Below are 10,356 nucleotides of genomic sequence, written 5' to 3' on the forward strand. Positions count from 1 at the left end.
TGACCGGCACGCCGTCGCGCGCGCCGGCTACCGCGTACGTCACGCGATGACCGTCGCGCGTGCGCAGCGTGGCGCTTTCGAGCGGCGCCGCCGCGTGCTGCGAGGCAGGGCGCGTCGCGCGATGTGTCGGACTACGCGTCGGACTGTGAGTCGGACTACCCAGCATCGTCGTCATGGCCGCATCCTCGCGAGCAGGTTGTCGCGATCGATCCACTGATGCTTGAGCGCGCCGGCCACGTGCAGCACGATCAGCGCGATCAGCCCATAGCCGATGAACCCGTGAATGCCGAAGAACAGTTCGCGCAGGTGCGGATCGTCCCAGCCCCACTTCGGCAGCAGGATGCCCCAGAAGCGCGTGCCATAGCGATTGAACGACGAGCCGAGATAACCGGCGAGCGGCATCGCAACCATGCCGACGTATAAAAGACCCTGCGTAGTGCGCGCGGCGGCGCGTTGCCACGCTGGCATCGGCGGCAGGGGTGGCCGGTGAAGGACAGCCCGCGCCACGATGCGCAGAAGCACCAGCAGGAAAACCGTCAGTCCGAGCGACTTGTGCAGGTTCAGCAGCGTCGCTTTGACCGGCAAACCCTTCGGCAATCCGACCATATAGAGGCCGAGCGCGAGCAGGCCGATGATGCCGAGCGCGATGAGCCAGTGCAGCACGATCAGCAGGCCCGCATAGCGGGTGCCGCCGGCGTTTGCGTTCGGAGAATCCGTTGTCGTCATGCTGTCTTCACTCCCGTGCAAGAGGCTTGCTTGTCGAGGCGACTGCTGTCGAACACCGTTTCACTGCCATCGATCGACGCGGCGCGTGGCCTTATCCGGCGATCAGTATTTCGCCCCTGCCGTCGACGGCGAGATCGCCCGTGTAGCGAACCGGCAGGCGCTGCGCGCGCCACTGCGAAAACGGCGCGATTTCGTTGGCGAGACTGCGCACGAGCAAGGACCAGAATACGTCGAACCCCTGGCCGCCGTTCGTGAAGGTCGGCGGCAGCCGGTGCGCCGGCCGGCGCGCGAGCAGCAAGGTGCCGCGCCTCATTCCATAGGCATAATGCGGGCCCAGTTCGCCCGCCACGCCGACGGTGCCGGCCACCAGCCGCGAGGCCGCGAATTCTCCCGCGTTGCCGCCGACCAGCACGAGGCCGCGCCGCATGCGGTCGGCGAGCCGCGCGCCGGCGTTGCCGCGAATCGTCAGCGTGCCGCCGCTCATGCCTTCCATGTCGCCGGTCAGCGCGCCGGCGACGAAATCGCCGCTGTCGCCGTTCACCGTGAGCCGGCCGCCGCGCATTTCGCAGCCGGTGAAGTGGCCGGTGTCGCCGTCGATCCGTAGTTCGCCGCCGCTCATCCTGAAGCCGCAGTAGTCGCCGGCCGAGCCCCGCACGACGAGCCGGCCGTCGTCCATTTCCGCGCCGAGGCGGTCGAGCCAGCGGGCAGCGCCGTCGATGACGAGTGTGGGGGCGGCGTTGCTGTTGCCGTTGCCGTCCGGCGTTGCGGGCCGCGCCGTTTCCGCAGGTGATTGCGCGGGCGCGTCTTCATCGCGTAGAACCTCGAACATCTCGCCGACCCTGCAACTCTCGTTGCCGCCCGGCAGCACGATGTGCTCGATCTCGGTCACCCTCAGGCTCGCCAGCGTCGTGGGCCGCAGTGCGGCGGCATCGACGCGAAAACCGGGCGGCGTTTTGAGGCGCAAGGTGGTCGTACTCATGCGCGCCCCCTGTCGAGCCCGGCCGCGAGCGCATGCAGATGGAAGTGATACGGCCCGAGCTTGCCGCCATAGTTGCCCGCCGAAATCCGCAGCACCCCAGCCGCGCGGCCGAGCTCGCAGGCCGCGTCGATCCCGGCCGTCATCGCGGCACCGACGTCGGCGTCGGTCAGGCCGTCGATCACGATCTCCAGCACGCAGCCCACTTCCGCGCCGAGTTCGCTATGCGCCGACAGCCCGATCAGCGTCGGACAGAACGCGTCGTTGGTCGAGGCGCTCGCGCCCGCGTAGCGGGAGCCGACTTTCGACCCCGAGCGGACGATGCCGCCCGGGAACGGCATGATGACGTTCGGCAGCCGGCGCATCGCCGTGACGGCCGCTTCGGCGGCGGCGAGCGCGGCGTCCTGGTCGCGCGCGAGCAGCAGCAGGTTGCCGCCGCCGACCGCCTTGACCGTTGCCGCCGAGTCCTCGCAGACGAACTCGCCGTCCATCACCGGTATGCGCCAGTAGCGCGTGGGTCCGTTCCCCGTGTCGAGCATCTTGGCGATCTGCCAGCGGTCGCCGAAAAAGCGCAGCCCGCTGCCGAGCGGCGCGCGATCCGAGAGCGGCGCGCGGCTCGTGGCGGGATCGATGCCGCCGAACACGGCCGTGCTCGGGCAGGTGAGCACGCATTGGCCGACGCGCCGGCCGATCTGCTTCGCCAGCTCCTTCGACGACACCGCGAACAGCAGCACCGCGACGCCGGGCCGGCCATCGGGCGTTGCGTCGGGTGCGAGCGTGCGCTCGATGCCGGCCTCGCAGCCGCAGCCGATCACCGAGGTCGCGAAGCCCGTCAGCGAGTTCGCCGCGTGCATCGCCCAGGTGGGCGTGTGGGCCGTGATGACGAGCCGCGTCGCCTTCATCGGAAACGCTTCGGCAAAGGTCGCGTCGATCGCGGTGCCGTTGATGGCGAGCGCGGCCGGGGCGCTCGTCGCGGACGCATCGGTTAGGTTGGCTGGCGCGTCTGACATGGCTCGCCCGTCCCTCAGCCGTCGACCAGACATTCGACGGGCAACAGCCGCCCGCCGCGGCAGCAACTGCACACCTCGTCGTCGCTGATCGCCGCATGCGCGAAGTTGCTCGCGAGGTTCGTGTCGCTGTACGCGCGCACGGTCTTTTCGATGCCGCGATCGAAGTCCGGCGTGACGAAATGGATGCCGCCGGTCGGCGTCGCGACCAGCGTGCCGTCGCGCGCGACCAGCTCGCCGTCCTTGAACACATAGGCGGGCGACGTGAACATGCGCTCGCGGTCCGGCTCGTCGCGATAGACGGCGATGTCGGCCGCCGCGCCCGCGCCCAGATGGCCACGGTCGCGCAGGCCGAGCAGCCGCGCAGGACCGGCGCGCGTGATGATGGCGATCTCGTACAGCGAGAACTCGCGCGTAAGTTCGGGCAGCGCGCTCGCGACCTGCGCCTCGGGATGCAGCTTCGCCAGTTGCTCGTCGCGAAACGTCTTGTCCATCAGCAGGCGGATCAGGTGCGGATAGCTCGTGAACGGGCCGCCGTTCGGATGATCGGTGGTCATCGCGACGCGCCACGGATCGTCGACGAGCAGGAAGATTTCGAGGCCGATGATCCACTGCAGCGCATTCACATAGCTCTGCTCGCGATAGCGGAACGGCACGACGCCGCAGCCCGCGTCGCATTCGATGTCGCCGACCACCCACTTGTGCGGCCGCGCGAGCGGCGTGTTGCGGAACTGCATCATCGTGTCACCCGAGGCCGTGACGGTCTGTCCGAAGATGATCTGGCCGACGTCGATCGAGACGTTCGGCCGCGCGTTGACAGCCTCGGCAATCTGCCGCGCGCCCGAGGAAAACTTCTGCGGTCCCTCGGTGCCGTAGCTGTGAAACTGGATATGCGTCAGATGGATCGGCAGGCCGTCGGCGGCGTCCATCGTCGCGATCGTCGAGGCGAGATTGCCGGGCACGCCGAGATTGCTCGCATGCACGTGCAGCGGATGCGGCACGCGCAGCTCGGTCAGCGCGCGCGACAGCGTATGCAGCACCTCGCGCGGCGTGATGCCGTAGTGCATGTGCGCCTCGTCGATATCGAGCGAACGCTGGTTGAACTTGAAGGCCGAGATGCCGCCCGGGTTGACCACTTTCACGCCGAGCGCCTTGCTCGCGTGAATCGTCCAGCCGATGTAGTCGCGCAGCCGCTCGAAGTCGTCGCGCGCGGCGAGCATTTGCAGAAACAGTTCGTCGTTGCCGAGCATCACGTAGGCGCCGTGATCGATGATCGGCGTGTCGCCCATTTCGAGGTGCGTGTGGCGCGCGTTGGACGGCATCATCGCCGGCTCGAACGCGGCCGTGTAGCCCATTTCGGCGTAGCGGTAGCCGGTCGCGAGCGTGCCCGGCGCGCAGACGCCGCACGAGGGCAGCCGCAGATAGCGGCCCGCGTCGTCCTGCACCGCTTCATAGGCGGCGTTGCGAATCGGATCGGCGCGATGGTCCTCGGGCAGCAGCAGGCGCGACAGGTTGGTCTTGCCGCCGCCGATATGCGAATGCATGTCGATGCCGCCCGCCATCACGATCATGCCGCTCGCGTCGTATTCGCGATCGACGGGCGTATTGGCCGCCACGTCGTTAACGATGCGGCCGTCGCGGAACAGCAGATCGCGGCGCTCGCCGTTCACCTGGTGGACCGGGTCGAACAGCGTGCCGCCTTTGAGCCGGACGAGGGTCATGGATGGGCCTCGCCGGGGTGCTGGACGTGCGTGTGCGCGGTTGGCGGAATGCCTGGCCGAGCCGCCGATAGCGCACGCAAGCGTTCGCTCAATTGCGCGGCCATTTCCGCGACCGAGGCGAGCGCCGCGCCGCGCGCGGCCGTCAACGGCATCACGACCGAACTGTCGACGCGAAACAGATGTCCGTTGCCGTCGATGCCCGGTGTCGCGACTGGCACGAACACGGTATTCGCGCCGCGCGCCTTCGCCGCATCGGCGAGCGCCGGATGGCCGAGCACGATCAGCGGGACGGCCGGATCGAGCGAGGCGGGCCAGGCGTGCGGCGCGAAGCTCGCGATCCAGAGCAGCGCGTCGGCTTCGCGCTCGGCCAGCAGCCTGCCGGTGCGATAGCGGTACGGATCGTGATCGAGCGGCGCGGTGCCGGCGACTCGCGCGGGCATCGCGACGCGCGTGCGCAACGGCAAGCCGCTGAGCCAGGTCATCGTTTGATTGACCGTCAGCGCGCCATCGTCGCCGCCGAGCGCGAGACACGCGGCGCGGCTCGTGCGGTTCGCCGTCTTGACGATGCGGTTCAGCGCCTCGATCAGCAGCGCCGCATGTGGGCCGGGCAGGGCGGCCGGTTCATAGACGATCACCGTGTAGCGTGCCGCGGCGATGCGGGCCTGGAGTGAGGCGAGCGTCGCGGCTGGATGCGCGTGACTGCCGCTGTCGTTCGTGTGTTTATCGTCGGCGTTCCTGTTGCTGACGTTGGCCTCGTCGCGATCCAGCACAGCCGCTTCGCGGCCCTCGGCGAGCGCGGACCATAGCGCGAGCGTGTCGAACGAATCGGCGTTCACGAGCAGCGTTTCGATGCGCGTAGGCGCGAAGCCCTCGGCCGCCGGGTCTGCCGCGCAGCCGACGAAGACGAGTTCGCGCGCGAGATCGGTGCTGGCGAGCGTGCGCGTGAAAAAGCGCGGATAACGCCGTGACGGCTGGCAGCCGAAGAACACCAGCAGATCGGCGCGCGCACGCACTTCGGAGAGCGTCGTGAAGAACGAGCCGCGATCCTGCAAGGCGAGCGTCGCCGGCGTTAGCGCATCGCCCTGCAGATGATCGAGCATCGCGCCGCAATCGGCCGCGAGCGCGTAGAGCGCGCGGGCGCCCGCGACGTCGGTGGAGAGTCCGCCGAACAGCGGCCGGCGCGCGTTCGCGAGCCGTTGCGCGGCGAGCGCGAGCGCGGTATCCGTGTCGGCCTCGTGGCCGTCGACGACGCTGCGGCATGGCGCGTCGCCCGCGCCATACCACGCGAGCGCCTGCGTCAGCCGTGCGCAGTCGGCGTCCCGCACGCCGAGCGTGCCGTCATCGTGCGAATTGGCGCTGAGGTCGTCGCAGAGTAAAGGACAGAACGGGCAGACCCAGTCGCGCGTGATCGCCGCGGCGCGCGCGCCGGTCGTGTCCGGTGCGTTCGTGCGCGAAGCCGATGGATCGTTGAGGGACAGGTGCATGGCGCACTTTTAGCAAGCTCCATGCCGATTGGCGCGCTGCCGTCGCAACGATGGGGCCACGGTAGGACAACAACAGGGCAACGTTAGGACAACGACATCGCACGCGCTGCCGGTCCGATGGGCGCGCACGGTCGTGCGCCTTTGTGTTGGGCGGATCGCGAGTCCGGATGCGCTTCACACGGCCCGCGTCGAACCAGCCGTGGAGCACGTGCGCCGACGGGCCGCCGCGAACCCGCTGTGCCGTACAGGTTGTGTGCCGTGCTGGAGCAGAGTGTCACGCGCGCCATGCCGCCTATGCGCTTCGCTGACATTCGTAGGTTGCCGGCCGCGTGGCATGGAAATTGTATGGACAGCCTACGCGTGCCCGGCCGGCGCGGCGCCGATCTGCCGGTCGTGCAGCGCCGAGGCGACGAGCCAGGCGGTCGCGCCGGTGTCGATCGCGGCGCTCAGGTCGGCGCGATGGCGGATGCCGCCCGCGCCGATCACCGTGGTCTGCGCGGCGGCGCGTGCGCGGATGCGTTCGAAGGTGGCGAGATCGGGGCCGGCGTAGCTGCCGACCTGATCGAGCGTCATCGCGATCACGCGCGACGGCCACCAGGCCGACGAGCGATCGAGTTCGGCGGCCGCGAGCAGTTGGCCCGCGCGATGGTCGAGCGAGAGGATCGGCGCGAGGCCGGCCGCCTGCGCCGCGTGCAGGGCGTGGATGTCGCGCAACGACTCGGTGCCGAACACGGGCACGAGCGTCGCGAGCGGAGTGGGAGCGACATGATCGACGGTCTGGCCGTCATGTCGATCGGCGGCCTCGATGCGTTCGAACATCTCGCGCATCGAGGCGTAGTCAGCGAAACCGGCATCGAGCCAGAGGTCGATGCCGGGCAGTGCGGCCCGCAAGGCGGCGAACGTCGACACATGCGCGCCGCGTTGCAGGATGGCGCCGAGATCGGCGATGTAGAGCGTGCGCGCGCCGCTGGCCGCGAGCAGCGCGCGGGCGATGGCAAGCGGCTCGCTGGCCGCGCAGAGGCGGGACTCGATGGGCCGATAGGCGGTTCGCTCGCCGCGCACCGCGCGCACGACGTGGCCGTCGAGAAGATCGAGAACCGGTATCACCTGCATGGGGGCGCGTTCCTTTGACCAAGATCTTTGTCTACGAGTATCTCACCGGCGGCGGCATCGATCCCGCGCTGGCTGGCGAGGGCAGTCTCGCCGACCTGAGCGCGCTGATCGTCGAAGGGCGGGTCATGCGCGATGCGCTCGTCGCCGCGCTGCGCGACATCGACGGCGTGGAGGTCACGTTCGCGACCTCGCGCTTCGAAACGCCGGCGCCGGGCGACGCTCATTGTATGGCCGCGCCGGGCGAATCGATGACGGCTTTCGTCGCGCGCGCGGCGCGCGAACACGATTACGCATGGATCATCGCGCCGGAATGCGACGGCCTGCTGCTGCAGTTTCATGATGCGGTCGGCACGGCGCGCTGGCTCGGCTGCGCGAAGGAAGCGATTCGCCTGACGTCGAGCAAGAGCGCGACGGCTGCCTGTCTCGCCGCGCACGGCATCGCCGTGACGCCCGCGCTCGAACCCGGTCCCGCGAGCGCGCAGCCCGAAGGCCGCTGGGTCGTGAAACCGGACGACGGCGCGGGCGGGCTCGACACCTTCGTGTTCGGCCGTTTCGCCGATGCCTGCGCCGAGTACGAGGCGCGCGCGGTCGCCGCGCGCAATCCGGTGCTGCAGGCGTGGGTCGATGGCGAGCCGCTGAGCCTGTCGCTGCTCTGCCGTGGCGACGAGACGGAACTGCTGAGCATCAACCGTCAGCAGATCGGCATCAGCGAGGGCGACGCATCGCGCCACGCGGCGCGCATCGTCGAGTTCGACGGCGTGCTCGTCGACCGGATCGATCGTCGTGGCGAGCAGGGCCTCGTGCTCGAAGCGCTCGCGCAACGCGTCGCGCGAGCGATACCGGGCCTGTGCGGTTTTGTCGGCATCGACGTGGTGTGGCATCCGCGGCGCGGGCCGGTCGTGATCGAGGTGAATCCGCGTCTCACGGTTGCGTATGCGGGGCTGTTCGCGGCGCGCGGCAGCGGGCTTGCGCGTGCCTTGCTCGCGGCGCATGGCGTGCGCATCGAGCGATGCGGGGCGGGGCGCGTGAATCCTGCGTCGCCGACTTTCGAGGTGCGGCCTTGAGCACGACACGGATCGACGCGATGGCACATCGAACGGGGACGGGCGTGGCAGATGTGGCGGGTGTGGCTGATGGCACGGCGAACCTCGCGGTGCATCACGCCGTGAGTCATGTCGTGAATCACGCGGCGGCTGACGCAGCCGTATTCGGCTGGGACGTCGGCGGCGCGCACGTGAAGGTGTCGCGTGTCGATGGCGGCGGCGCGGTGCGCGATGTCGTGCAATGGGCCTGTCCGTTGTGGCAGGGGCTCGACCATCTCGAACGCACGATCGACCTCGTATTCGAGCGCTGGCCGCAGGCCCGTTCGCCCGCGGCACGGCATGCGGTGACGATGACCGGCGAGATGGTCGATCTGTTCGCGGATCGTGCCGCAGGCGTGCGCGCGATTGTCGCGACGCTGGAGCGGCGGTTAGGCGCGCAAGCGGGTTCGCGGTCTGGGGAACAGCCGGGGGCACTGCTGAATTTGCCATCGAGTTCACCGTCGGGTTCGCTATCGGATTCGCCGCTGACTTTGCCATCCGATTCGTCGCTGAATTCGCTATCCGATTCGCCGTCGCGCTCGCCACTGAGCTTCTACGCCGGCGCCGCCGGCTGGCTCGCCGCCGAGGCCTGCGCGGCCCACTGGCGGCACGTCGCCTCGGCCAACTGGCTCGCGACCGCGAACTGGGTTGCCACGCGCCTCGCCGATGCGGTGCTCGTCGATATCGGCAGCACCACGACCGACATCATTCCGATCGTCGGCGGCCGCGTCGTTGCGCGCGCCGCGACCGATGCCGGCCGGCTTGCGAGCGGCGAACTCGTGTATCACGGCGTGGTGCGCACGCCGTTGTGCGGCGTCGCGCACCGCATCGAATTCGACGGCGTCACCGTCAACGTGATGAACGAATGGTTCGCGACGACCGCCGACGTCTATCGCCTGACGGGCGAACTGGACCCGCTGCACGACGTGCAGCCGAGCGCGGACCAGGGGCCGAAGACCGAGGCCGCGAGCCGGGCGCGGCTTGCGCGCATGATCGGGCGCGACGCGCACGAAGCGGCGCCCGATGCCTGGCTGCGCTTTGCGCAGCGTTGGCGCGCGCTGCAATTGAGCGAGATCGGCGCGAATCTGCGGCGCGTGGCCGCGGCGCATCCGGCGCTCGTGGAGGTGGCCGCGCCGCTCGTGGGCGCGGGCTGCGGCCGCTTCCTCGTGACCGCGTTGGCGCGCGAGCAGGCGCGCGAGTTTCTCGACTTCGGCGCGCTCGCGGGCGTGCCGGACGAGTGCGCCGCGTGGGCGGCAACCTGCGCGCCGAGCGTGGCGGTCGCGCTGCTCAGGCGCGGTGTGGAAAAGTGCAGTGTTGAAAAGCGTGGTGTTGAAACATGACGGAACCCAGCCGGGCACTCAACTGGACGCGAGGATAACAGTCATGTGGGTGGTCAAGATCGGAGGCAGTCTGAGTCACGACCCGGCGCTGCGCCACTGGCTCAGCGAGCTATGCGAAGTCGGCGGCGGACGCATCGTCATCGTGCCCGGCGGCGGCGATTTCGCGGACAAGGTGCGCCAGTACCAGAGCGAATGGCGCTTCGACGATCTCGCCGCGCACAACATGTGTCTGCTCGCGATGACGCAATACGCGCTGCTGATGCAGGGCGTGTCGCCCGAACTCGTGCTGGCCTCGAGCGAGGCGAAGATTCGCCGCACGTTGCGCGACGGCCATGTCGCCGTGTGGGTGCCGACCGCCTTGATGCGCGACACGCCCGACGCGATGAGCAACTGGGACACGACCTCGGACAGCCTCGCCGCCTGGCTCTCGACGATGCTCAACGCCGAGCGGCTGATCGTCGTGAAGTCCTGCCCGATTGCCGCCGACGATCCGCTCGAAGCGCTGGCCGCGGCGGGCGTGGTCGATCGCAGTTTCGTCGATTACGTGACCGACGCGAACTATGTGGTCGAGCTATTCGACAAGCACAACGTCGCGTTGATGCGCGACCGGCTGCTCAATATTCCGGTTGCGTGAGGTTACATGAGGCGAGGGCGATGAGGGGGGCGAGGCACGGCGCGTTGACGTACAGCGTATTGCGCGCGGCCTTGGCACGCGTGCGGAACTGAAGGCGGGTTTCGACGCAAGCTGCGAGGTGCAGCGGTTTGGGGACATCGCCACGGGAAATCGCTGTAGCAAATCGCCATGAAGCGACGCAGCCGCGCCGTTCTACAGCCGCACCGTGCCGACACCACCCCGCGCGGCCACTGCGCCGCCCACGCCGCGCTCACCCGAACCCGGCCCATGCAG

General features: G+C 69.2%; 9 protein-coding genes. 3 read left to right on the forward strand and 6 right to left on the reverse strand.

Annotated features, from left to right (window positions below; all coding sequences use genetic code 11):
- Positions 1–171 precede the first annotated feature (171 nt).
- The 6 genes from GXB81_RS28825 to GXB81_RS28850 all read right to left on the reverse strand — a co-directional run bounded on the left by GXB81_RS28825 (position 172) and on the right by GXB81_RS28850 (position 7,027).
- Complete coding sequence (locus GXB81_RS28825) at positions 172–726, reverse strand: cytochrome b (RefSeq protein WP_167285463.1); 555 nt, start codon at positions 724–726, stop codon at positions 172–174.
- 91 nt (positions 727–817) lie between these two features.
- Complete coding sequence (locus tag GXB81_RS28830; RefSeq protein WP_205990989.1) at positions 818–1,705, reverse strand: formylmethanofuran dehydrogenase subunit C; 888 nt, start codon at positions 1,703–1,705, stop codon at positions 818–820.
- A complete protein-coding gene (gene fhcD / locus GXB81_RS28835) occupies positions 1,702–2,712 on the reverse strand; it encodes a formylmethanofuran--tetrahydromethanopterin N-formyltransferase (RefSeq protein WP_205990990.1) in 1,011 nt (336 codons plus the stop codon). Before fhcD ends, GXB81_RS28830 begins: the two co-directional genes overlap by 4 nt.
- Before the next feature lie 14 nt (positions 2,713–2,726).
- Positions 2,727–4,430, reverse strand: a complete 1,704-nt coding sequence (locus GXB81_RS28840; protein ID WP_205990991.1) for a formylmethanofuran dehydrogenase subunit A — start codon at positions 4,428–4,430, stop codon at positions 2,727–2,729.
- Positions 4,427–5,914 carry a formylmethanofuran dehydrogenase gene (locus GXB81_RS28845; RefSeq protein WP_205990992.1) on the reverse strand — a complete coding sequence of 496 codons (1,488 nt, stop codon included), beginning with the start codon at positions 5,912–5,914 and terminating at the stop codon, positions 4,427–4,429. The genes GXB81_RS28840 and GXB81_RS28845 overlap by 4 nt, the downstream gene beginning before the upstream one ends.
- A 354-nt stretch (positions 5,915–6,268) precedes the next feature.
- Positions 6,269–7,027, reverse strand: a complete 759-nt coding sequence (locus GXB81_RS28850; protein ID WP_205990993.1) for a HisA/HisF-related TIM barrel protein — start codon at positions 7,025–7,027, stop codon at positions 6,269–6,271.
- A gap of 14 nt (positions 7,028–7,041) precedes the next feature.
- On the opposite strand from GXB81_RS28850, the gene GXB81_RS28855 reads away from it, so the two are divergent.
- The 3 genes from GXB81_RS28855 (at position 7,042) to GXB81_RS28870 (ending at position 10,083) form a co-directional block, all read left to right on the forward strand.
- Complete coding sequence (locus tag GXB81_RS28855) at positions 7,042–8,091, forward strand: ATP-grasp domain-containing protein (RefSeq protein ID WP_205990994.1); 1,050 nt, start codon at positions 7,042–7,044, stop codon at positions 8,089–8,091.
- 113 nt (positions 8,092–8,204) lie between these two features.
- Positions 8,205–9,449, forward strand: a complete 1,245-nt coding sequence (locus GXB81_RS31665) for a hydantoinase/oxoprolinase family protein (protein ID WP_346777826.1) — start codon at positions 8,205–8,207, stop codon at positions 9,447–9,449.
- Between the two features lie 43 nt (positions 9,450–9,492).
- Positions 9,493–10,083, forward strand: a complete 591-nt coding sequence (locus tag GXB81_RS28870; RefSeq protein ID WP_205990995.1) for an aspartate kinase — start codon at positions 9,493–9,495, stop codon at positions 10,081–10,083.
- The last annotated feature ends 273 nt before the right edge of the window (positions 10,084–10,356 follow it).

Origin of the sequence: Paraburkholderia sp. Ac-20336 (assembly GCF_017105025.1) — a bacterium.
Classification (GTDB): domain Bacteria; phylum Pseudomonadota; class Gammaproteobacteria; order Burkholderiales; family Burkholderiaceae; genus Paraburkholderia.

Excerpts from the sequence above, each read along its gene's own strand:
- GXB81_RS28830 (WP_205990989.1), bottom strand. The coding sequence starts at position 1,705 with ATGAGTACGACCACCTTGCGCCTCAAAACGCCGCCCGGTTTTCGCGTC.
- GXB81_RS28870 (WP_205990995.1), top strand. The coding sequence starts at position 9,493 with ATGTGGGTGGTCAAGATCGGAGGCAGTCTGAGTCACGACCCGGCGCTG.
- GXB81_RS28825 (WP_167285463.1), bottom strand. The coding sequence starts at position 726 with ATGACGACAACGGATTCTCCGAACGCAAACGCCGGCGGCACCCGCTAT.
- GXB81_RS28840 (WP_205990991.1), bottom strand. The coding sequence starts at position 4,430 with ATGACCCTCGTCCGGCTCAAAGGCGGCACGCTGTTCGACCCGGTCCAC.
- fhcD (WP_205990990.1), bottom strand. The coding sequence starts at position 2,712 with ATGTCAGACGCGCCAGCCAACCTAACCGATGCGTCCGCGACGAGCGCC.
- GXB81_RS28850 (WP_205990993.1), bottom strand. The coding sequence starts at position 7,027 with ATGCAGGTGATACCGGTTCTCGATCTTCTCGACGGCCACGTCGTGCGC.
- GXB81_RS28845 (WP_205990992.1), bottom strand. The coding sequence starts at position 5,914 with ATGCACCTGTCCCTCAACGATCCATCGGCTTCGCGCACGAACGCACCG.